The organism is Achromobacter deleyi (genome assembly GCF_016127315.1).
In the GTDB taxonomy this organism is placed as follows: Bacteria; Pseudomonadota; Gammaproteobacteria; order Burkholderiales; family Burkholderiaceae_B; genus Achromobacter; species Achromobacter insuavis_A.
Window position 1 is genome coordinate 6905680 of the sequence record NZ_CP065997.1, and the last position, 21497, is coordinate 6927176.

A 21497-nucleotide genomic window follows, 5' to 3' on the forward strand; every position below is an offset into this window, starting at 1 on the left:
ACGGAATTAGGGGGTTTGGTGGAAGAAAAACAAGTACGACAACTGACTCAATACGCTCCGCCGACCGCGTGGCGGGCGACGAAGTGATCGGTTCCTACCTGTACCAGCGGTTGCACCACCGGCTCGTCGCCGAGCTTGCGGATCGGGCTGGGAATTTCATCGGACAGCAAGGTGCGCTTCATGTGGCGACGCGACGGATCCGCGATCGGCACGGCGGCCATGAGCTTCTTGGTATACGGGTGCTGCGGGTTCTCGAAAATGGCCCGGCGCGGGCCGATCTCGACAATCTGTCCCAGGTACATGACGGCCACGCGATGGCTGACGCGCTCGACCACGGCCATGTCGTGCGAAATGAACAGGAACGAAATGCCCATGTCGCGCTGCAGGTCGATCAGCAGATTGACGATCTGCGCCTGGATCGACACGTCCAGCGCCGACACCGATTCATCCGCGATCACGACCTTGGGATTGAGGGCCAGGGCGCGCGCGATACAGATGCGCTGGCGCTGGCCGCCAGAGAATTCATGCGGATAGCGCTGCGCCATTTCGGGCGGCAGGCCGACGCGCTCGAGCAGTTCGGCCACGCGCTGCTCGGCCTCCTTGCCCTTGGCCACGCCGTGCACCAGCAGCGGTTCCATGATCGAGAAACCGACCGTGACGCGCGGATCGAGCGAGGCGAACGGGTCCTGGAACACAAACTGGATGTCGCGGCGCAGGGCTTGCAGTTCGGAGGTCTTCAGGCGCACGATGTCGCGCCCGCCGAAGCGGATCTCGCCGCCCTGGCTGTCCACCAGGCGCAGCAACGAACGGCCGGTGGTGGACTTGCCGCAACCAGACTCGCCCACCAGCGACAGCGTCTCGCCGGGGTACAGGTCGAAGCTGACCTTTTCCACGGCGTGCACGCGGCGCTGCACGCGGCTCAGGATGCCGCCGCGCAGGTCGAAACGCGTCACCAGGTCGCGCACGCTCAGAATCGGCTCGCGGCGCGCTGCCGGCACTTCCTGCGTGCTGGTGGCGCCGGGTTCGGCCACGGGCTGCGCCTTGCCGTCCACCTGCAGCAGCGGGAAGCGCGCCGGCAGGTCGGTGCCCTGCATCGCGCCCAGCTTCGGCACGGCCGACAGCAGCGCCTTGGTGTAGGCGTGCCGGGGCGCGGCGAACAACGACGCCGACGGACCTTCCTCGACCTTGTCGCCGCGGTACATGACCAGCACGCGGTCGGCCACTTCGGCGACCACGCCCATGTCGTGGGTGATGAACACCACGCCCATGTGCATCTCTTCCTGCAGCTGGCGGATCAGTTGCAGGATCTGCGCCTGGATGGTGACGTCCAGGGCGGTGGTGGGTTCATCGGCGATCAGCAGCGCCGGCTTGCAGGCCAGCGCCATGGCGATCATGACGCGCTGGCGCATGCCGCCCGACAGCTGGTGCGGGTAGCGGTCCAGCACCGACTTGGCTTCCGGGATGCGCACCTGCTCCAGCATGCGCAGGGCTTCGGCGCGCGAGGCCGCGGCGTCCATGCCCTGGTGCTCGCGGATCGACTCGGCGATCTGGTCGCCGGCGGTGAACACCGGATTCAAGGAGGTCATCGGCTCCTGGAAGATCATGGCCATGTCGGCGCCGCGCACATTGCGCATGGCGCGCTGATTGGCGTTGACCAGGTCGATCACGGAGCCATTGCGCCGGCGCAGGGCCATGCTGCCCTGGGCGATGCGGCCGCCGCCATGTTCCACCAGGCGCATCAGCGCCAGCGACGTCACCGACTTGCCCGAACCCGATTCGCCCACGATGGCCAGGGTCTCGCCCCGGTCCACATGGAACGACAGGTTGCGCACGGCTTCGACCGTGCGCTCCGAGCCCACGAAGCGCACCGTCAGGTCGTCGACCTGGACCACGCGGTTATCCGGCAGCGCCAGGCTGTTTGCGCGATCAACCATATCTCTAGTAATCCCCAAAACTTACAAAAACGAAGCCCGCTGCCGCTCAGCGGTAGATGGCGGTAACCGGCGTCTCACCGACGCGGGCGTAACCGCGGTACATGCCTTCCGTGTTGAACGGCAAGGCCACATTACCCTGGGCGTCGACGGCCACCAGGCCGCCCTTGCCGCCGATGGTGGGCAGTTTCTCCATCACGACGCGGTCCGCCGCCGTTTCCAGCGACGCGCCGCAATATTCCATCTGGGCCGCCACGTCATAGGCGGCGACCATGCGGATGAACATCTCGCCGGTGCCCGTGGTGGACACGGCGCAGGTCTTGTTGCTGGCGTAGGTGCCGGCGCCGATCAGCGGCGCGTCGCCGACGCGGCCGACCTGCTTGTTGGTGATGCCGCCGGTGGACGTGGCCGCGGCCAGGTTGCCCTGCGCGTCCACCGCCACCGCGCCCACGGTGCCGAACTTCTTGTCCGAATCGAGCGGATCGGCCGGCGCCGGCTGGCCGCGCGCGACCATGGCCTGGCCGTCGTGGTCCAGCACCGCCGCTTCCGGCGTTTCGCGCTGCACGCGCAGCAGCTGCTCGCGGCGCGCGTCGGTCGAGAAGTACGACGGGTCGACGATTTCCAGGCCGGCGTCCTTGGCGAAGGCTTCGGCGCCCTCGCCCACGAAGAACACGTGCTTGCTGGATTCCATGACCTTGCGCGCGGCGAACACCGGGTTGCGCACGCAGTTGACGTTGGCGATGGCGCCCGAACGCAGTGTGGCGCCGTCCATGATGGCGGCGTCCAGCTCATGGGTGCTGGCGCTGGTGAATACGGCGCCATGGCCGGCGTTGAACAGCGGGCAATCTTCCAGCAGGCGCACGGCTTCGGTGACGGCGTCCAGCGCGCTGCCGCCACGGGCCAGCACGGCCTGGCCGGCGGTCAGGATGGATTCCAGCGCGCTCAGGTATTCCTGCTCTTTCTCGGGCGACATGGCCGCGCGGGACATCGCGCCGGCGCCACCGTGAATCGCGATCACGGGTTGAATCATCGTTTACCTACTCCATGGATGAGCCACGGCATCACGGACTGGGTCACCCCAGCGGCGGCCGCGACGGAATTCTTGGCCCGATAGGCCACCGCCGCCGACAAGGCCTCGATCAGGCCCAGCGCGGCGGTTTCGGAATTGGGGATCAGCTGGCGCGTGGACACCGCGTACAGCACCACCGACGCGGTCGGCGCCAGCGGCGAGGTGGGCTTGTCGGTCAGCACCAGCACCGGCACGCCGGCCTGCTTGGCGGCGCCCGCCAGGGTCACGGTGTCGGCCAGGTAGCGCGGAAAGCCGATGGCGATGACCAGATCCTTGCTGGTCATGCGCGACATCTGGCGCGCCGCATGCGATACGCCGCCCGGACCGGCCAGCGATTCGACCGAATGCAGGTGCATGCACAGGCCGCGCTGCAGCATGCCGGCCAGGAAGCCGCTGGCGCCGAAGCCGATGATGAAGACGCGGTCGGCGGCCAGGATGGCGTCGACCGCCTGCTCACAGGCGGCGGCATCCAGGCTTTGCAGGTTGCGCTGGGCGTTGCGGATGTCTTCTTCGAGGGTCGCGGCAAAGATCTGCACCGCGCTGGCCGAGTGCGCGAGTTCGGTGCGCAGTTTTTCGACCGGCTCCAGCGCCGCCTCGAAACCGCGCGCCAGCTCGGCGCGGAATTGCGGGTAGCCCGGCAGGTCCAGGGCGCGCGCGAAGCGGTTGGCGGTCGCGACCGACACCCCCGCCGCCACCGCGAATTCGTCGATGGTCATGGTGGCGACCCGGAACTGGTGCGCCAGCACGTATTCGGCCATCTTGTGCTGCTTGCGGCTCAGCGCGGGCTGGGCCCGGGCGATCCGATCAGCGATCGTGAGTGCGGCCTTGTTCATCGAGAAAGAGGGGGAAACGTAGCGGAGGTTTATGTAAATCTGTTTACACACAAATTTTAGATAAGAAAATTCATTTTCATACTAAGGGTATACCCGTGAATTTATGTAACAGTGCTTCAAAAGAAACGGGGCCGGTTTGATGTACGCTTGATCCCTGCCTTCCCCTTGAATTTCGGACTTTTCGAATGCCCCTCTGGACCAGCAAACCCCACGCCGAACTGACCCTGGCCGAGCTCTACGCCATCCTGCGCCTGCGCTCGGAAGTGTTCGTGGTGGAACAGGACTGCGTCTTCCTGGACATGGACGGCAAGGACCTGCAGGGGCAGACGGAACACGTGATGGCCTGGGAAAACGGCGAGCTGCTGGCCTATTGCCGCCTGCTCGAACCCGCCCTGAACGACGGCCAGGCGGTCATCGGCCGCGTCATCACGGCGCCGGCCGCGCGCGGCACGGGCCTGGGCCACGAACTGATGCGCCGCGCCAAGGACGAAGTGGCGCGGCTGTGGCCGGGCCAGCCGGTCTACCTGGGCGCGCAGGCCCGGCTGCGCGGCTATTACGGCGGCCACGGCTTCGTGCCGGTGACCGAGGAATACATCGAGGACGGCATCCCGCACGTCGGCATGCTGCTGCGCGAAGCGGCCTGAACGCCCGGCCGGGGCCGCCCCATCCGCGGGCGCATTGCCGCCGCCCCAATGAAAAACGCCCACGATGGGGCGTTTTTCGTGCCAGCGTCGATCGGGGTTACTTGACCGCCGACACGTCCAGCTTGGCGGCCGTCTTGGACTGGATCTCGTCCACCGTCACGCCCGGCGCCGTTTCCAGCAGCTTCAGGCCGTTGTCGGTGACTTCCATCACGCCCAGGTCGGTGATGATCAGGTCGACCACGCCCACGCCGGTCAGCGGCAGGTTGCACTCGGGCAGCAGCTTGATATCTTCGGTGCCGTCCTTCTTCTTGGCCACGTGTTCCATCAGCACGACCACGCGGCCGACACCGGCCACCAGGTCCATCGCGCCGCCCATGCCCTTGACCATCTTGCCCGGGATCATCCAGTTGGCCAGGTCGCCCTTTTCGGACACCTGCATCGCGCCCAGGATGGCCAGGTTGATCTTGCCGCCGCGGATCATCGCGAACGAGTCGGCCGACGAGAAGATCGACGAGCCGGGCAGCGTCGTGACCGTCTGCTTGCCGGCGTTGATGAGGTCGGCGTCGACCTCGGCGTCGGTCGGGAACGGGCCGATGCCCAGCAGGCCGTTTTCGGATTGCAGCCAGACTTCGACGCCCTTGGGCACGTGGTTGGCCACCAGGGTCGGCAGGCCGATACCCAGGTTCACGTAAAAACCGTCTTGCAGCTCGCGCGCGGCGCGCGCCGCCATTTCATCGCGGGACCATGCCATGTCGTGTTCTCCTTAGGCCGGGCGAGTGGTGCGTTGTTCGATGCGCTTTTCCGGATTGGCGTTCAGCACGATCCGGTGCACATAGATGCCGGGCAGGTGGATCTGGTCGGGGTCCAGGCTGCCGGTGTCGACGATCTGCTCGACCTCGACCACGGTGAACTTGCCGGCCATGGCCACGTTCGGGTTGAAGTTGCGCGCCGTCTTGCGGAACACCAGGTTGCCGCTGCGGTCGGCGATGTGCGCCTTGACCAGCGACACGTCCGGCACCAGCGAACGCTCCATCACGTATTGCTGGCCGTCGAATTCGCGGATTTCCTTGCCGTCGGCGACGATGGTGCCCACGCCGGTGCGGGTGAAGAACGCCGGGATGCCGGCGCCGCCGGCGCGCAGCTTCTCGGCCAGCGTGCCCTGCGGCGTGAATTCAAGCTCGAGTTCGCCCGACAGGTACTGGCGCTCGAATTCCTTGTTCTCGCCCACGTACGACGCGATCATCTTGCGGACCTGGCGCGTGTTGAGCAGCTGGCCCAGGCCGAAGCCGTCGACGCCCGCGTTATTGCTGATGCACGTGAGATCCTTCACGCCCGAATCGCGCAGCGCGGCGATCAGGGCCTCGGGAATGCCGCAGAGGCCGAAACCGCCGACGGCGATCATCTGGCCGTCCTTGACGATGCCTGCCAGCGCCTCCTGGGCGCTTGCAAAAACCTTGTCCATCGCTCCAACTCCTAGTTAAGGTCGAACTGAAGAGGATCCGCCCGCCCTGCCGGACCGCATGCCCCGCGAAGGAGGCCGGTGATCCTGGGTGGACCCTGTCTTTTACTTGGGGCGCGGCTGCCGGTTTCGCGGCCCGGCGGCATCGCGGCGTGGCCCGATGCCTGCTGGTTCGCGGCGCCGAGGGTGGCGCGCCCTGTCATTCGTATTGTGGTTCTGTCCTGGATTTTAACGGCATGACCGGCAAATGCGGGCGCCGTTTCAAACGCCGCATTGAAGTCGGACCGCCCGCCGCCCGAGCGCCTAGGCCGCCGGCTGGAACTGCGTGGCCATTTTCGCCAGCACTTCAGGCGGCCACGGCGCGGACGTATTGGCTACGTAATCCATCCACACGAGCACGTTGCGGCCGCGGGCATAGGGGCCGGCGTCATCGCCGACCTTCTCTAGCAGCAGCTCGAATTCGGCGCTGGAACGGCCGATGCGCGTGACCTTGTGCGTCACCCGCACGGTCGCCGGATAGGTCAGCGGCCGCAGGAAATCGCAGGACGCGTGCGCCAGGATGGCGCCGTCGTCGGCCGGCAATTCGAAGCCCGCGTCGTACAGGATCTGCATCCGCGCCTCTTCCATAAGGCGGAAATACAGCGTGTTGTTGAGATGGTTCAAGGCGTCGGAATCGCCCCAACGCAAAGGCAAATCCACATGATGGGTATCCCCCACCGTCAGAATCCGCGCAGACAGAGTGTCCGGGTTCACCAATTGCTCCTGATATCTGATGGAAATGCGAAGACGTGCAAGGTCTCCGCCTGCAATACAATCGCCGATAATACTTCCAGCCATATATGGAATACATACGGGGAGCTTTGCAATGTCTGAACGCGAGTCGATGGAATATGACGTGGTCGTGGTTGGCGGGGGTCCCGCCGGCTTGGCCACCGCTATCCGTCTGAAGCAACTGGCCGCTGAGAAGAACCAGGAAATCGGCGTCTGCGTCCTGGAAAAAGGCGCGGAGCTGGGCGCGCACATCCTGTCCGGCGCCGTCATGGACCCGCTGGCCCTGACCGAGCTGATCCCCGACTGGAAGGAAAAAGGCGCACCGCTGACCGTGCCCGTGACGCAGGACAAGTTCCTGTTCCTGTCCGAAAACGGCGCGCGCGCGACGCCGAACTGGCTGCTGCCGCCCTGTTTCCACAATGAAGGCAACTACATCGTCCGCCTGGGCGACGTCGTCAAATGGCTGGGCGAACAGGCCGAGGCGCTGGGCGTCGAGATCTTCCCGGGCTTTGCCGCGGTCGAAGTGCTGTACGACGAGAACGGCGCCGTGCGCGGCGTGGCCACCGGCGACATGGGCGTGGCCCGCGACGGCAGCCACACCGACCACTACCAGCCGGGCATGGAACTGCATGCGCGCTACACGGTGTTCGCCGAAGGCGCGCGCGGCCAGCTCGGCCGCCAGCTGATCGACCGCTACAAGCTCGACGACGGCCGCGATCCGCAGGCCTACGGCATCGGCATCAAGGAAATGTGGGAAGTCGATCCGGCCCAGTCCAAGCCTGGCCTGGTGATCCACACCGCCGGCTGGCCGCTGGATTCGGATACCTACGGCGGTTCGTTCCTCTACCACCTGGACAACAACCTGGTGGCCGTCGGCATGATCGTCGGCCTGGACTACGCCAATCCGTGGCTGTCGCCGTTCGACGAATTCCAGCGCTACAAGACCCACCCCGCCATCCGCGGCACCTTCGAAGGCGGCAAGCGCATTGCCTACGGCGCGCGCGCCATCACCGCCGGCGGCCTGCTGTCGCTGCCCAAGCTGACGTTCCCGGGCGGCGTGCTGGTCGGCTGTGAGGCCGGTTTCCTGAACGCCTCGCGCATCAAGGGCAGCCACGCCGCCATCAAGTCCGGCAAGCTGGCCGCCGAGGCCGCGTTCGACGCGCTGGTGGCCGACCGCCGCCAGGACGAACTGGCCGCCTACCCGGAAGCCTTCAAGAATTCGTGGCTGCACGCCGAGCTGAACAAGGCGCGCAACTTCAAGCAGTGGTTCAAGAAGGGCCGCACCGTGGCCACGCTGATGACCGGCATCGAGCAACTGGTATTCAAGGGCAAGATGCCCTGGACCCTGCGCCACAGCAAGCCCGACCACGCCTGCCTGCAGCCGGCCTCGCAGTGCGCCCGCATCGACTACCCCAAGCCCGATGGCAAGCTGACCTTCGACAAGCTCAGCTCGGTGTTCATCTCCAACACCAACCACGACGAAAACGAACCCATCCACCTGACGCTGAAGGATGCGTCGGTGCCGGTGAAGGTCAACCTCGCCAAGTACGGCGGCCCGGAATCGCGCTACTGTCCGGCCGGCGTCTACGAGTTCGTCAAGGACGACCACGGCGAGGACCGCCTGCAGATCAACGCGCAGAACTGCGTGCACTGCAAGACCTGCGACATCAAGGACCCGACCCAGAACATCGTCTGGGTGGCGCCGCAAGGCGGCGAGGGCCCGGTCTACAGCGGCATGTAGCAGGGTCGCGGGCGATGGCTGAACGGGTGCTCTTCATCGGCTGCGGCGATCTCGGCCAACGCGCCGCGCGCCGCTTCCTGGCGCGCGGCGACGAGGTCCACGCGCTGCGCCGCCATCCGCCCGCGGGCGACGCCAGCGGCATCCGCTGGCTGCAAGGCGACATCTCCCGCCCCGACGGCCTGCCGGCCTTGCCGGCAGGCATCACCCGCGTCATCCACGTCGCCACCGCCGGCGCGCGCGATCCGGCCGCATACCGCGGCGTGTTCGTCGAAGGCCTGAAGCACGTGCTGGACGCGCTCGACACGTCGCGCGTGGAACGCATCGTGTTCGTGTCCTCCAGCGCGGTCTATGGCGAACACCATGGCGACTGGGTCACAGAAGACACCCCGCCCGCGCCGCAGGGCTTCAATGGCCGCATCCTGCTGGAAGCCGAAGCGCTGCTGGCCGCGCAGGCGCTGCCGCACACCACCCTGCGTTTCGCCGGCCTCTACGGCCCCGGCCGCCTGCAGCTGATCGAACGGCTGCGCGCCGGCGACGCGCGTGCGCCGAGCGAGCCGCCGCACTGGGCCAACCGCATCCACATCGACGACGCCGCCGCCGCCATCGCGCACGTGGCGCTGCTGCCCGCGGCGCAACCGGTCTACATCGGCTGCGACGACACGCCGCTGCCGCTGCATGAACTGTATGCGGATCTGGCGCGCATGATCGGCGCGCCGGCTCCGGCCGAAGGCCCCGCGCCCGCCGGCATCGGCAGCAAGAAGCTCAGCAACGCCCGGCTGCGCGCCAGCGGCCTGGCGCTGCGATGGCCCGACTCGCGCGCCGGCTACGCCGCGCTGCTGGCGGACGCGGCCTCGCCGGCATAGTTCGACCGACACCGAATCGGCGGCGGCGTGACGCGGCGATACTGGCTTGCCCAGACCCGCTCCCACGCCGCCATGCCCATCCCTTCGCCGCTCGATCCGCTCCAGGCGGTGACGCACGCCAACCCCTATCCCTATTACGCCGCGCTGGCCAGGGACCACCCGCTGTACCACGACGCGCGGCTGGGCCTGTGGGTCGCCAGCGGGCCGCGGACGATCCTGGCGCTCATGCGCCATCCCGCCGCGCGCGTGCGCCCTGTCGCCAAGCCGGTGCCACCAGGCATCGCGGCGGGCCCGGCGGGCCAGTTGTTCAGCCGCTTCCTGCGGATGAACGACGGGCCGCCGCAAGCCCTGCTCAAACCCTTGCTGAGCGAATTCCTCGCGCAACAGGCGCGGCAGGCGCGCGATCCCGCGTGGCCGCGACTGGATGCGGGGCAGGATTCAACGCGGACACCCGATCCCGCCGCCATCGACCGCTTCCTGTCTGCCGCGCCGGTACTGGCCCAGGCCTGTTTCATCGGCCTGCCCGATACCCTCGCGGCGGACTGTGCGCGCGATATCGGCGACTTCCTGGCGGCCCTGCCGCTCGCCGCGCCCGACGCCCGGATCGCGGCCGGGCACGCGGCCGCCGAACGGCTGGCCGCGCGCTTGCGCGCCCACCTGGACGATCCCGCCGCCGCCCCGGCACTGCGCGAATTGCGGCGCCGGGGAATCGACGCCGGGCTGGAGTCCGCGCTGCTGGCCGCCAACCTGGCGGGGCTGCTGTTCCAATCCTGTGACGCCGGCGCCGGCCTGCTCGGCAACGCGCTGTTGCGGGCCGGCCGCCATGGCGCCGCGGCCGACCTGACGGTCGCGCAGGCCCTGGCGCTGGTCGACGCGACGCTGCGCGAAGATCCGCCCATCCACAACACCCGCCGCTTCCTGGCCGAGGCCATCGACCTCGATGGCCAGTGCCTCGAGGCCGGCGCCACGGTGCTGCTGGTGCTGGCCGCCGCGGCCATGGCGCAACCCGACGCGCACTGGACCTTCGGCGCCCTGGGCCACGCCTGCCCCGGCCGCGACCTGGCGCGACGGCACGCGGCGGGCGCGCTGGTCCACCTGCTGCGGGCCGGCGTCGATGGCCGCGCCCTGGCGGCGCGCGCGCGCTACCGCCCGCTGCCCAATGCCCGGATTCCCCAATTTGATTTCACCGAGGAGCCCACCCCATGATCGCCGTGATATTCGAAGTCGAACCCACCGACGGCAACCCCGCGCCCTATCTGCACATCGCCGCGGGCCTGATCGACGAACTGAAGGCCATCGACGGCTTCATCTCCGTCGAACGCTTCCAGAGCCTGAGCACGCCGGACAAGCTGCTGTCGCTGTCATTCTGGCGCGACGAGGACGCGGTCCGGCGCTGGCGCACGCTGGACTCGCACCGCCGCGCGCAGGAGGCGGGTCGCGGCGGCGTGTTCGCCAACTACCGCCTGCGCGTCGCCCAGGTGCTGCGCGACTACGGCATGCAGGAGCGCGAGCAGGCGCCGGGCGACAGCCGCGCGCGCCACGGCTGAGCGGGCGTCGATGCCTCCCTGGGCCCGGCCTTGCGGCGCCCCCGGGGCAGGCGCGCCGCGTTACCGCGTTACAGTTGGGCCGATTACGGCGGCCCAACTGTCCGTTACCATTGCTCCACCGCCGCTCCCGCGCCCATTCATGCCCACCGCCGCTCACGCCCGCCCCACCCCGCTGCAAGTCGATCTGGCGCGCCTGATTGCGCAGGACATCGTGGCCCGGCGCTATGCGCCCGGCGCCCACCTGTCCGAGGAAGCGCTGGCCGCGGGCTACGAGGTGTCGCGTACGCCGGTGCGAGGCGCCCTGCGGCTGCTGGCGACGCAAGGCCTGATCACGCATCGGCCCAACAGCGGCTACACCGTGGCCGAGAACGCCGCGCTGGCCACGCCCGCCATCGCCGGCGCCGGGCCGACCCAGAACGAACTCTATCGGCGCCTGATCGACGACCGCGCCACGCGCGCGCTGCCCGACCAGTTCACCGAACGCGAACTGCTGCAACGCTATCCCGCGCCGCGCAGCGTGCTGGCCAAGACCCTGCTGCAACTGTCGGCCGACGGCCTGATCGAAAAGCGCAAGGGCCACGGCTGGCAGTTCGCGCCGTCGCTGGAGAACCGCGAGGCGCTCAACGAGAGCTACCGGTTCCGCATGACGATCGAGTGCGCCGGCCTGCTGGAGCCCTCCTTCAAGCTCGACCGCGACGCCCTGGCGCGCATGCGGGCCGCGCATGAAACGCTGATCCAGCGCGACGACGCCGACATCTCCGCCACCGAGTTCTTCAGCCTGAACGCCTCGTTCCATGAAATGCTGGCGCGCTTCTCGGGCAACCGCTACATCCTGCAGGCGGTGCAGCAGCAGAACCAGTTGCGCCGCCTGGAGGAACACGCCGCGTTCTACCGCGACGCGCGCTTCGTCAATTCCAGCAACGAGCACCTGCGGATCATCGAGGCCCTTGAAGCCGGCGACCAGGAATGGGCCTCGCAGCTCATGCGCCGCCACCTGAAGACCTCGCAGCAGCAATCCTGATCCACGCCGCCGCCACGCGGCGACTTTCCCTGCCTTTGCCTCGCCATGCCCGTTGATTGGGGTCGCTTTCACGCGCCCATCGGTCTGGGCGGGTTTCGCCTCAAATTGTATTTTTCTTTTTATTAATACAAAATAGGCAAACCCCAAATCCTCCCGACAGGACGCCCATGACTTCGCCCGCCCCCGCCACGCCGATCAACGCCGATGCCTTCTGGATGCCGTTCACCGCCAACCGGCGCTACAAGCGCGACCCGGTGCTGTTCAGCGCGGCCGAGGGCATGCACTACATCCGCCCGGACGGCCGCCGCGTGCTGGACGGCATCGCGGGCCTGTGGTGCGTCAACGCCGGCCATCGCCGGCCCGAAATCGTCGAGGCCATCGCGCACACCGCCTACGAGCTGGACTACGCGCCATCGTTCCAGATGAGCCATCCACTGGCGTTCGAGCTGGCCGAAAAACTGTGCGAGGAGGCGCCCGCCGGGTTTTCCAATGTGTTTTTTTCCAACTCCGGATCCGAGGCCGTCGATACCGCCCTCAAGATCGCGCTGGGCTATCACCGCGCGCGCGGCGAAGGCCAGCGCGTGCGCCTGATCGGGCGCGAGCGGTCGTATCACGGCGTGGGGTTCGGCGGCTTGTCGGTCTCGGGCATCGGCGGCCATCGCAAGCCGTTCGGCAACCTGCTGCCCTACGTCGACCACCTGCCGCATACCTATGACCGCGAGCGCATGGCCTACACCCGCGGCCAACCCGACTGGGGCGCGCACCTGGCCGACGCGCTCGAACGCATCGTCGCGCTGCACGACGCCTCCACCATCGCCGCCGTCATCGTCGAACCGGTGGCCGGCTCGACCGGTCTGCTGGTGCCGCCGCGCGGCTATCTGCAGAAGCTGCGGCAGATCTGCGACACGCACGGCATCCTGCTGATCTTCGACGAGGTGATCTGCGCCTTCGGCCGCATCGACGGCGCCTTCGCTTCGACGCATTTCGGCGTCACGCCCGACCTCATCACCAGCGCCAAGGGGCTGACCAACGGCGCCATTCCGATGGGCGCGACGCTGGTGCGCCAGCATGTCTACGACGCCTTCATGCAAGGCCCGGACAGCGCCATCGAGCTGGCCCACGGCTACACCTACTCGGGCCACCCGGTGGCCTGCGCGGCCGGGCTGGCGATGCTGGACATCTGCCGCCGCGACGGCCTGTTCCAGCGCAGCCGCGACCTGTGGCGCTATTGGGAAGACGCGGCCCACGGCCTGAAGGGCCTGCCGCACGTGGTGGACATCCGCAACATCGGCCTGCTGGCCGCGATCGAACTGGCGCCGCTCGCGGGCAAGCCGGGGCAGCGCGGCTATGCCGTGCACCAGGCCTGCCTGGAACGCGGCTGCCTGATCCGCTCGGCGGGCGACACCATGCTGCTGTCGCCCCCGCTCATCATCGAGCCCGCGCAGATCGACGAGCTGTTCTCCGTGCTGGCAGAGGCGCTGCGCGCCGCGGACTGACGCGGCGCGTCGGCCTCATGTCGGCATGGCCGGCCCCTTGCGGGCCGGCCATGCCGCAGCCGCTCACCCCAGGTGGCGAGCGACGGCCTCGACCACCCGGCGCACGTCGGCGCTCGACACGTCCAGGTGCGTCACCAGGCGCGTCGGACCACCGTAGACCGCGCGCATCAGGATGCCGTCGGCCGCCAGCGCGGCGGTCAGCGCATCGCAACGCGCCGGCTCGAATTCCACGAACACCATGTTGGTGTCCTGGCTCAGCACCCGCACCCCCGCGATGCCGCGCAGCCCGTCGGCCAGCAGGCGCGCGTTGGCGTGGTCTTCGGCCAGGCGCTCGACGTTGTGCTCCAGCGCATACAGGCAGGCCGCGGCCAGCACGCCCGACTGGCGCAGGCCGCCGCCCAGCACCTTGCGCCAGCGGCGCGCGCGGGCGATCAGCTCGGCGCTGCCCACCAGCACCGAACCGACCGGCGCGCCCAGGCCCTTGGAAAAGCAGATCGACACGGAATCGAACGGCTGGCACATCTCGGCCAGCGGCTTGCCGCTGGCGACGGCGGCGTTGAACACGCGCGCGCCGTCCAGGTGCGTGGCCAGGCCATGGCCGCGGGCCCAGTCGGTCGCGGCGCGCACATAGTCCGCCGGGATCAGCTTGCCGTGGAAGGTGTTCTCCAGCGCCAGCAGCCGAGTGCGGGCGAAGTGCGGATCGCCTTCGGGCTTGAGCGCGGCCGCCAGCTTTTCCAGCGGCAGCGAGCCATCCTCGGCGTGTTCGATGGGTTGGGGCTGGATGCTGGCCAGCACCGCCGCGCCGCCGCCCTCGTACTTGTAGGTGTGGGCCTGCTGGCCCACCAGGTACTCGTCACCACGCTCGCAATGGGCCATCAGGCCGGCCAGGTTGCTCTGCGTGCCCGACGGGAAGAACAGGCCCGCGGCCTTGCCCGCGCGCTCGGCGAGCACCTGCTGCAACTGGATGACGGTGGGGTCGTCGCCCATCACGTCATCGCCCAGCGGCGCGCTGACCATGGCCTGCAACATGGCCGGGGACGGCCGGGTGACGGTATCACTGCGCAAATCGATCATGAAGCTTCCTTGAAGGAAAACGGAATCCGGTAAGCGGGCCGGTCAGCCCGCGCGCGCGGCGGGCGCCGCGCGGCTCACGACAAAAATACCGCCGAGGATCAGGGCCATGCCGCCCAGCTCGACCGGCGACGGACGTTCGGACAGCACCGCCCAGGCCATCAGCATCGCCACCACCGGCACGCCCAGGCTGGACAGGCCCGCGATGGAGGCCGGCACGCGTCGCACCACCTGCAGCCACAGCAGCCAGCCGGCGGCGGTGGCGATCAGCACGATATAGGTCATGCCGGTCCACAGCTGCCAGCCCCATTGCGGCGCGATCTGCGGCACCAGCAAGGCCACCGGCGTCATCACCAGCCCGCCGAACAGCATCTGCCAGGCGGTGAACGTCATCACGTCGGGCGCATGGCGCTCGAACATGCGCTTGGACAGTACCGTGCCCACGCCCCAGCACAGGCCGCTGCCCAGCCCCAGCAGCACCGGCCGCATTTCGCCCACGCCATGCCAGGGCTCGATGAACAGCACAAGGCCGATCGCGGCCAGGCCGATGCCGATGCCATGACGGGCCGTCGGCCGCTCGCCCAGCAGGCCCCAGGCGAACAGCACCACCCAGAACGGCATGGTGTAGGCCATCAATGACACCTTGCCGACGCCGCCCGACACCAGCGCCGTCTGCACGAAGCCCTGAAAACCCGCGGTCTGGGTCAGGCCGATCAGCAGGGTCAGCTTCCAGGACGGCAGGGCCAGCGGCCGCCGGGTCGCGGCCGCCAGCGCGAACAGCACCAGCGCGCCGGTCACGTAGCGCAGCGCCACGAAATCGAAGGGGCCGATGTAGGGCACGATCAGCTTCATCGCGATCCAGCTGCCCGCCCACACGAGGATGGTGCTGAACATCAGGGCAAGCCCTGCGCGATCGAAACTGCTGCGGCTCACGGCGGCGTCTCCAGTGGAAGCGGGAAAGAAAAAACGACGATGCCCATGCCGGCAAACCGGCATGGGCATCTCGCATTATGCTCCCGTCGGGCCGGGAACCGTCCACGCCGTCCGCATGACGGACGGCGCGCGCCGCATTACAACGGCTTGGACAGCTGTTCCAGGATCGCGGGGTTTTCCAGCGTCGACACGTCCTGCGTCACTTCCTCGCCCTTGGCCACCACGCGCAGCAGGCGGCGCATGATCTTGCCGGAACGGGTCTTGGGCAGGTTGTCGCCGAAGCGGATGTCCTTGGGCTTGGCGATCGGGCCGATTTCCTTGGCGACCCAGTCGCGCAGCGTCTTGGCGATGGCCTGCGCCTCGGCGCCTTCGGGACGGGCGCTCTTGAGCACCACGAAGGCCACCACGGCCTCGCCGGTGGTGTCGTCGGGACGGCCGACCACGGCGGCCTCGGCCACCAGCTCGTGCGCGACCAGCGCCGATTCCACTTCCATCGTGCCCAGGCGGTGGCCCGACACGTTGAGCACGTCGTCGATGCGGCCCATGATCCAGAAGTAGCCATCCGCGTCGCGCTGCGCGCCGTCGCCGGCCAGGTAATAACCGCGCAGTTCCGGCGGAAAGTAGCTCTTCTTGAAGCGTTCCGGATCGCCCCAGATGTTGCGGATCATCGCCGGCCACGGACGCTTGATCACCAGGAAACCGCCATTGCCCTGGTCGACGTCGCCGCCGGTCTCATCGACGATGGCGGCGGCGATGCCCGGCAGCGGCAGCGTGCACGAACCCGGCTTGGTCGGCGTGGCGCCCGGCAGCGGCGTGATCATGTGGCCGCCGGTCTCGGTCTGCCACCAGGTGTCGACGATCGGGCAGCGCTCGCGGCCGATGTTCTTGTGGTACCAGATCCAGGCCTCGGGGTTGATGGGCTCGCCCACCGTGCCAATGATGCGCAGGCTGTCCAGGTCGTACTTGGACGGATGGGTCTCGGGCGCCGCTTCGGCGGCCTTGATCAGCGAGCGGATCGCGGTCGGCGCGGTGTAGAAAGTGGTGACCTTGTGGCGCGCGATCATGTCCCAGAAGCGGCCGGCGTTGGGGAACGTCGGCACGCCCTCGAACACCACCTGCGTCAGGCCGGCGGCCAGCGGGCCGTAGGTGATGTAGGTGTGGCCGGTGACCCAGCCCACGTCGGCCGTGCACCAGTAGACGTCGTCCTTGCGCGCGTCGAAGGTCCACTTGACCGTCAGCAGCGCCCACAGCAGGTAGCCGGCGGACGAGTGCTGCACGCCCTTGGGCTTGCCGGTGGAACCCGAGGTGTACAGGATGAACAGCGGATGCTCGGCGTTGACCGGCACCGGTTCGCAGGTGTCGGCCTGGCCGGCCTCGACGTCGTGCATCCAGAGGTCGCGGCCTTCGTTCCAGGCGACCTTGCCGCCGGTGCGGCGATAGACGATGACGTGCTTGATGGCTTCGCAGCCGCCCATGGCGATGGCTTCTTCCACCGCCGGCTTGAGCGGGATGGTCTTGCCGCCGCGCACCTGCTCGTCGGCGGTGATGACCAGCGAGGCGCCGACGTCGACGATACGCTCCTGCAGGCTCTTGGCCGAGAAGCCGCCGAACACCACCGAGTGCGTCACGCCCAGGCGCGCGCAGGCCTGCATGGCCACCACGGCTTCGATCGACATGGGCATGTAGATGATGGCGCGGTCGCCCTTCTTGTAGCCCAGCTTGGCGATGCCGTTGGCGAAGCGGCACACGCGCGCCAGCAGTTCGCGGTAGGTGACCTTGTCGACCTTGCCGTCATCGGTTTCGAAGATGATGGCGGTCTTGTCGGCATTGCCGTTGGTCAGGTGCACGTCCAGGCAGTTGGCCGAGACGTTCAGTTCGCCGTCGCCGAACCAGCGGTAGAACGGCGCGTTGGATTCATCCAGCACCTCGGTGAACGGCTTGGTCCACTGCAGGTTGTCGCGGGCCTGGCCGGCCCAGAAGCCGTCGAAATCCTTCTCGACCTGCGCGCACAGCGCGTTGTACGCGTCCATGCTGGGAATCGCGGCCCCCTGCGCCGCGCGCTCGGGCGGCGGGAAGACCCGGGTTTCCACCAGTACGGACTCAATAGCATTCGACATGATCTTGTCTCCAATCTGTGATTCTGTTGTTGATGCCGTTTTTATCTAACTGCCCACTCGCAACCGTATCTCCACGCTCTTACGGGCACCTTACGCAAAATACGGGCCATAAGCCCGTATTCCGCAAGAACGTGCGCCAATCGTGGCGGCAACGGCATCGACAACTGACAGCGCAATACGCAACCCGCCGGCCTTCGCCTGCCCGCAGGCGGCGTGGCGATGGTCGGGACTTCATAAGAATATCAGTTGCCGCGGCCGCACGCGCCCTTACGCCGTGCGGCGCGCCAGGCCGCGCGCCATGTCCACGCGCGACAGCAGGATAAGGCCGCCGACGAAGAACAGCCCGGTCACCAGGATCGCCAGGCGATGGTTGCCATGCGTGACCCAGGTCACCAGGCCGTAGGTCAGCGGGCCGATGACCGCCGCCAGTTGCACCGCGAAGGTCCAGAGCGAGAAGAATTCCGCCAGGCGGCCTGCCGGCGCCAGCGCGCCGGTCATGGCGCGGCCCGCGCTCTGGGTCGTGCCCATGCACAGTCCGGCCAGCGTCGCGGCCACCCAGAACACCGGCGCGGTCACGGCCGCGTAGGCGACCAGCACCATCAGGATCCAGCCGCACAGCGTGATCGCCAGCGCCGGCTTGTGGCCGATGCGGTCCTGCACGTAGCCGAACGAGAACGCGCCCGCCGCCGCGCCGATGTTCACGGTGAACACCAGCAGCATGATCTGCGGCGTGGTGAAGCCCATGACCTCGGAGGCATACACCGCCGCCAGCGTGATCACGACCGAGATGCCCGCCTGATAGCAGGCGATGCACATCAGCAGCCGGCGGAACTCGGGAAAATGCTGGCCGGTCTCGCGCCAGGCGTAGGCCAGCCGCTTGAGCATGGCCAGCGTCTCCTGCGCCTTGCCGGAAGGCCGGGCACGCTCGCGCAACAGGAAGAACGACGGCAGCGCCGCCAGCGCGAACACCGCGCAGGTCACCAGGATGACGCGCGGCACGAAATGCTCGGCGTCGAGTCCGTCGGCCTCGGCCAGCTTCACCACCACCAGCGACAGGCCCAGCGTCAGCATGCCGCCGCAATAACCGAAGCTCCAGCCCCAGCCCGACACCCGGCCCAGCGCCGACGGCTTGGCCAGCTCGGGCAGGAACGCCGCCACCACGGATTCACCGACGCAATAGCAATAGTTGGACACGACGATGGCGGCCAGCGCCAGCCAGACGTCGCCCGGCCCGGCCTGGGTCAGGACCAGGGTGGCGGCCACGCAGCCGATGGTGCTGGCGTAGAGCAAGCGCCGCTTGCCGGCGCGGGCGTCGGCGCGCGCGCCCAGCGTGGGCATCGTCAGCATGATGAGCAGATAGGACAGCGACAGCGCCGCGGTCCAGGCCAGCGTGGCCCACGGCGCGCGGCCGCCGACCACGCCGACGAAATAGGTGCTGAACACCGCCGTGAGGATCACGGTGGTGTAGCCGGAATTGGCGAAGTCGTACATGGCCCAGGCCCAGACTTCGCGTTTGGCCACGCCGGGGTTCAGCGGACTCCTGTCCGCCTCCCCGCCGGCGGGCGCGGCGGCGCCTTCGGGCGCCGGCCGCGGCGTTTCCTGGCTCACAGGCCCAGCGCGGCGATGCCAGCCTGGGCGATCTGGGCGTCCTCGGTGGACTTCACGCCCGACACGCCGACCGCGCCGACCACCTGGCCGTTGACCGTGATCGGCACGCCGCCTTCCAGCATGCCTTCGATCAGCGGCGCCGACAGGAAGGAGTAGCGGCCGTTGTTGATGATTTCCTCGTAGACGCGCGATTCACGGCGGCCCAGGGCCGCGGTCTTGGCCTTGGCCGGCGCGATGTGCGAGGAAATGGGCGCGGCGTCGTCCAGGCGCAGCATGCCCAGCAGGTGGCCACCATCGTCCGACACGGCGATGGTCACGGCCCACTTGTTCTGCAGGGCGTGTGCTTCGGCCGCGGCCAGGATTTTCTTGACGTCTTCGGCGTTCAGCACGGGTTTGGTGTTCATTGCAGCGACTCCTTGATCTGTTCCAGGGCGGTGGGATCCTCGATGGTGGTCAGGTCGCCGGGATCGCGGCCTTCGCATACCGCGACGATCGCGCGGCGCAACACCTTGCCGGAACGGGTCTTGGGCAGCGCGCCCACGAACCGGATCCGGGCGGGTCGCGCCACCGCTCCCAGCTGATCTTCCACCAGCCGCATGATATCCGCTTCCAGCTGTTTTGCGCCTTCCGGCGTTTCCGCGGCGGCCGGATTCTTCAGCACCGCGAACGCCATCGCCACCTGGCCCTTGAGCGCGTCCGCCACCCCCACCACCGCGCATTCGGCGATGCCATTGTGGCTGTTGACGGACTCTTCGATCTCGCGCGTGCCCAGGCGGTGGCCGGCGACGTTGATGACGTCGTCGGTGCGCCCCAGGATGAACCAGTATCCGTCCGCGTCGACCAATCCCCAGTCGAAGGTGGAATACACCTGGCGGCCGGGAATCGAGGTGAAGTAGGTCTGCACGAAGCGCTCGTCGTCGCCCCAGATGGTCGACATGGCGCCCGGCGGCAGCGGCGGCACGATGGCCACCACGCCCTTCTGGTCCGCCTCCAGGTCCTCGCCGCTGGATTCGCTGACGATGCGCGCGTCAAAGCCGTAGACCGGGAACGACGGGCTGCCAAAGCGGGTCGGCACCTTTTCGACGCCGGGCTGGGCCGACAGGATCGGCCAGCCGGACTCGGTCTGCCAGTAGTTGTCGATGATGGGCTTGCCCAGCCCTTCCGAGATCCAGTGCGCGGTCGGTTCGTCCAGCGGTTCGCCGGCCAGATACACCGCCCGCAGCGTGGACAGGTCGTGCTTCCTGAGCAAAGCCGGATCCTGGCGCTTGAGCACCCGCACCGCGGTCGGCGCCGAAAACAGCGTGTTGACGCCGAACTGCTCCACCAGCTTCCACAGGATGGCGCCGTCCGGGCGCACCGGCGTGCCCTCGTACAGCACCGTGGCCTGCCCGCCGATCAACGGGCCATACACGATATAGGAATGCCCCACCACCCAGCCGATGTCACTGGTGCAGAAGAACGTATCGCCGGCCTTGCCGTTGAACAGGTATTCCATCGACGAGGCCAGCGCCACCGCGTAGCCGCCGGTGTCGCGCTGCACGCCCTTGGGCTTGCCGGTGGTGCCGGACGTGTACAGGATGTAGCTGGGCTCGGACGATTCCAGCCAGGTCACCGGCACATGGACGCCGCGCTGCGCCGCCCGCAGGGTGGCGTAGTCCAGGTCGCGGCCGGCGACCGGCTCGAACGGCGCCAGGCCGCGGTCGAACACCACCACCGAGGCCGGCGGCGTCTTGCACAACGCCAGCGCCCGGTCCAGCAGCGGCTTGTAGGGCACCACCTTGCCGCCGCGCGAACCGCCGTCGGTGCACACCACCACCTTGGGCGCGGCATCGTCGATGCGCTGCGCCAGGTTGACCGAGGCGAAACCGCCGAACACCACCGAATGCACCGCGCCGATGCGGGCGCAGGCCAGCATGGTGAAGACCGCCTCGGGCACCATCGGCATGTACAGCAGCACCCGATCGCCGCGCCCCACGCCCAGGTCCTGCAGCATGGCGGCGGCCGCGTTCACTTCGTCATAGACGTCCTGGCGGGTGTAGACGCGCTCGCGCTCGACTTCGGTCGATACCCAGATCAGGGCCGGCTTGTCGGCCTGGGTCGGCAGCCAGCGGTCCACGGCGTTGTAACAGAGGTTGGTCCTGCCGCCCACGAACCATTTGGCAAAGGGCGGCCGGGAAAAATCCAGGACTGACTCGAATGGCGTCTCCCAGTGCACCCTGCCGGCCTCTTCGCGCCAGAAGGCGTCGCGGTCGTGCACCGAGCGGTAATGGAAATCCCTGGTTTTTTGCATTTTTGTCTCCTGTTATTGTGCATACGCCGTATGGCTGATTGCTTTCTTTTCGAATCCTTTGGTCATTCTGGTGGGCAAACCTTGCATGAGGCTTGCCGCAAGT

Annotated in this window: 19 protein-coding genes; 7 read left to right on the forward strand and 12 right to left on the reverse strand. The window is 68.0% G+C overall.

Going from position 1 to position 21497, the window contains the following annotated elements; genetic code table 11:
* Positions 1–47 precede the first annotated feature (47 nt).
* The 3 genes from I6I07_RS31230 to I6I07_RS31240 are packed head-to-tail and all read right to left on the reverse strand — an operon-like array spanning position 48 to position 3833.
* Positions 48–1934, reverse strand: a complete 1887-nt coding sequence (locus tag I6I07_RS31230) for a dipeptide ABC transporter ATP-binding protein (RefSeq protein ID WP_198485066.1) — start codon at positions 1932–1934, stop codon at positions 48–50.
* Positions 1935–1980: 46 nt separating this feature from the next.
* Complete coding sequence (locus tag I6I07_RS31235) at positions 1981–2961, reverse strand: isoaspartyl peptidase/L-asparaginase family protein (RefSeq protein ID WP_198485069.1); 981 nt, start codon at positions 2959–2961, stop codon at positions 1981–1983.
* The gene (locus tag I6I07_RS31240; protein WP_198485071.1) at positions 2958–3833 is read right to left on the reverse strand and encodes a MurR/RpiR family transcriptional regulator; all 876 of its coding nucleotides are present in this window, start codon (positions 3831–3833) and stop codon (positions 2958–2960) included. Before I6I07_RS31240 ends, I6I07_RS31235 begins: the two co-directional genes overlap by 4 nt.
* Positions 3834–4018: 185 nt before the next feature.
* Between I6I07_RS31240 and I6I07_RS31245 the strand changes: the two genes are divergently transcribed.
* A complete protein-coding gene (locus I6I07_RS31245; protein WP_198485074.1) occupies positions 4019–4477 on the forward strand; it encodes a GNAT family N-acetyltransferase in 459 nt (152 codons plus the stop codon).
* Between the two features lie 97 nt (positions 4478–4574).
* Here I6I07_RS31245 and I6I07_RS31250 read toward each other — a convergent pair whose 3' ends face one another.
* From I6I07_RS31250 to I6I07_RS31260, 3 genes are all read right to left on the reverse strand, one after another.
* Positions 4575–5228, reverse strand: coding sequence for a CoA transferase subunit B (locus I6I07_RS31250; protein WP_006393521.1), 654 nt, complete (start codon positions 5226–5228; stop codon positions 4575–4577).
* 12 nt (positions 5229–5240) lie between these two features.
* Complete coding sequence (locus I6I07_RS31255) at positions 5241–5939, reverse strand: CoA transferase subunit A (RefSeq protein ID WP_006393519.1); 699 nt, start codon at positions 5937–5939, stop codon at positions 5241–5243.
* 300 nt (positions 5940–6239) lie between these two features.
* Positions 6240–6689 carry an acyl-CoA thioesterase gene (locus tag I6I07_RS31260; protein ID WP_035361297.1) on the reverse strand — a complete coding sequence of 150 codons (450 nt, stop codon included), beginning with the start codon at positions 6687–6689 and terminating at the stop codon, positions 6240–6242.
* 112 nt (positions 6690–6801) lie between these two features.
* On the opposite strand from I6I07_RS31260, the gene I6I07_RS31265 reads away from it, so the two are divergent.
* From I6I07_RS31265 to I6I07_RS31290, 6 genes are all read left to right on the forward strand, one after another.
* Positions 6802–8448, forward strand: a complete 1647-nt coding sequence (locus I6I07_RS31265; RefSeq protein WP_006393517.1) for an electron transfer flavoprotein-ubiquinone oxidoreductase — start codon at positions 6802–6804, stop codon at positions 8446–8448.
* A gap of 14 nt (positions 8449–8462) precedes the next feature.
* On the forward strand, positions 8463–9311 hold the full coding sequence (locus I6I07_RS31270) for an NAD(P)H-binding protein (protein ID WP_198485076.1): 849 nt from the start codon (positions 8463–8465) through the stop codon (positions 9309–9311).
* Positions 9312–9383: 72 nt separating this feature from the next.
* The gene (locus I6I07_RS31275) at positions 9384–10517 is read left to right on the forward strand and encodes a cytochrome (protein WP_198485079.1); all 1134 of its coding nucleotides are present in this window, start codon (positions 9384–9386) and stop codon (positions 10515–10517) included.
* On the forward strand, positions 10514–10858 hold the full coding sequence (locus tag I6I07_RS31280) for an antibiotic biosynthesis monooxygenase family protein (RefSeq protein WP_006393514.1): 345 nt from the start codon (positions 10514–10516) through the stop codon (positions 10856–10858). Before I6I07_RS31275 ends, I6I07_RS31280 begins: the two co-directional genes overlap by 4 nt.
* 139 nt (positions 10859–10997) lie before the next feature.
* Positions 10998–11879 (forward strand): GntR family transcriptional regulator, encoded by an 882-nt coding sequence (locus tag I6I07_RS31285; RefSeq protein WP_054429564.1) that lies wholly within the window; start codon positions 10998–11000, stop codon positions 11877–11879.
* A gap of 167 nt (positions 11880–12046) precedes the next feature.
* Positions 12047–13375 carry an aspartate aminotransferase family protein gene (locus I6I07_RS31290; protein ID WP_198485081.1) on the forward strand — a complete coding sequence of 443 codons (1329 nt, stop codon included), beginning with the start codon at positions 12047–12049 and terminating at the stop codon, positions 13373–13375.
* Positions 13376–13438: 63 nt separating this feature from the next.
* Here the strand turns inward: I6I07_RS31290 and ltaE are convergent, their stop codons facing one another.
* The 6 genes from ltaE to I6I07_RS31320 all read right to left on the reverse strand — a co-directional run bounded on the left by ltaE (position 13439) and on the right by I6I07_RS31320 (position 21394).
* Positions 13439–14449 (reverse strand): low-specificity L-threonine aldolase, encoded by a 1011-nt coding sequence (gene ltaE / locus I6I07_RS31295; protein ID WP_198485083.1) that lies wholly within the window; start codon positions 14447–14449, stop codon positions 13439–13441.
* A 42-nt stretch (positions 14450–14491) separates the two neighbouring features.
* The gene (locus I6I07_RS31300; RefSeq protein WP_198485086.1) at positions 14492–15379 is read right to left on the reverse strand and encodes a DMT family transporter; all 888 of its coding nucleotides are present in this window, start codon (positions 15377–15379) and stop codon (positions 14492–14494) included.
* A gap of 137 nt (positions 15380–15516) precedes the next feature.
* The gene (gene acs, locus I6I07_RS31305) at positions 15517–17496 is read right to left on the reverse strand and encodes an acetate--CoA ligase (RefSeq protein ID WP_198485089.1); all 1980 of its coding nucleotides are present in this window, start codon (positions 17494–17496) and stop codon (positions 15517–15519) included.
* A 267-nt stretch (positions 17497–17763) separates the two neighbouring features.
* Positions 17764–19104: an MFS transporter gene (locus tag I6I07_RS31310; protein ID WP_198485093.1), complete on the reverse strand. Its 1341-nt coding sequence runs from the start codon at positions 19102–19104 to the stop codon at positions 17764–17766.
* A complete protein-coding gene (locus I6I07_RS31315; RefSeq protein WP_006393507.1) occupies positions 19101–19508 on the reverse strand; it encodes a heme-binding protein in 408 nt (135 codons plus the stop codon). Before I6I07_RS31315 ends, I6I07_RS31310 begins: the two co-directional genes overlap by 4 nt.
* Positions 19505–21394, reverse strand: a complete 1890-nt coding sequence (locus tag I6I07_RS31320) for a propionate--CoA ligase (protein ID WP_198485096.1) — start codon at positions 21392–21394, stop codon at positions 19505–19507. Before I6I07_RS31320 ends, I6I07_RS31315 begins: the two co-directional genes overlap by 4 nt.
* Positions 21395–21497: the final 103 nt, after the last annotated feature.

What these genes read in the sequence shown, in the direction of transcription:
- I6I07_RS31240 (WP_198485071.1), bottom strand. Translation starts at nt 3,833, where the DNA reads ATGAACAAGGCCGCACTCACGATCGCTGATCGGATCGCCCGGGCCCAG.
- I6I07_RS31320 (WP_198485096.1), bottom strand. Translation starts at nt 21,394, where the DNA reads ATGCAAAAAACCAGGGATTTCCATTACCGCTCGGTGCACGACCGCGAC.
- I6I07_RS31265 (WP_006393517.1), top strand. Translation starts at nt 6,802, where the DNA reads ATGTCTGAACGCGAGTCGATGGAATATGACGTGGTCGTGGTTGGCGGG.
- I6I07_RS31255 (WP_006393519.1), bottom strand. Translation starts at nt 5,939, where the DNA reads ATGGACAAGGTTTTTGCAAGCGCCCAGGAGGCGCTGGCAGGCATCGTC.
- I6I07_RS31280 (WP_006393514.1), top strand. Translation starts at nt 10,514, where the DNA reads ATGATCGCCGTGATATTCGAAGTCGAACCCACCGACGGCAACCCCGCG.
- I6I07_RS31245 (WP_198485074.1), top strand. Translation starts at nt 4,019, where the DNA reads ATGCCCCTCTGGACCAGCAAACCCCACGCCGAACTGACCCTGGCCGAG.
- I6I07_RS31270 (WP_198485076.1), top strand. Translation starts at nt 8,463, where the DNA reads ATGGCTGAACGGGTGCTCTTCATCGGCTGCGGCGATCTCGGCCAACGC.
- I6I07_RS31250 (WP_006393521.1), bottom strand. Translation starts at nt 5,228, where the DNA reads ATGGCATGGTCCCGCGATGAAATGGCGGCGCGCGCCGCGCGCGAGCTG.
- I6I07_RS31315 (WP_006393507.1), bottom strand. Translation starts at nt 19,508, where the DNA reads ATGAACACCAAACCCGTGCTGAACGCCGAAGACGTCAAGAAAATCCTG.
- ltaE (WP_198485083.1), bottom strand. Translation starts at nt 14,449, where the DNA reads ATGATCGATTTGCGCAGTGATACCGTCACCCGGCCGTCCCCGGCCATG.
- acs (WP_198485089.1), bottom strand. Translation starts at nt 17,496, where the DNA reads ATGTCGAATGCTATTGAGTCCGTACTGGTGGAAACCCGGGTCTTCCCG.
- I6I07_RS31290 (WP_198485081.1), top strand. Translation starts at nt 12,047, where the DNA reads ATGACTTCGCCCGCCCCCGCCACGCCGATCAACGCCGATGCCTTCTGG.
- I6I07_RS31230 (WP_198485066.1), bottom strand. Translation starts at nt 1,934, where the DNA reads ATGGTTGATCGCGCAAACAGCCTGGCGCTGCCGGATAACCGCGTGGTC.
- I6I07_RS31275 (WP_198485079.1), top strand. Translation starts at nt 9,384, where the DNA reads ATGCCCATCCCTTCGCCGCTCGATCCGCTCCAGGCGGTGACGCACGCC.
- I6I07_RS31235 (WP_198485069.1), bottom strand. Translation starts at nt 2,961, where the DNA reads ATGATTCAACCCGTGATCGCGATTCACGGTGGCGCCGGCGCGATGTCC.
- I6I07_RS31285 (WP_054429564.1), top strand. Translation starts at nt 10,998, where the DNA reads ATGCCCACCGCCGCTCACGCCCGCCCCACCCCGCTGCAAGTCGATCTG.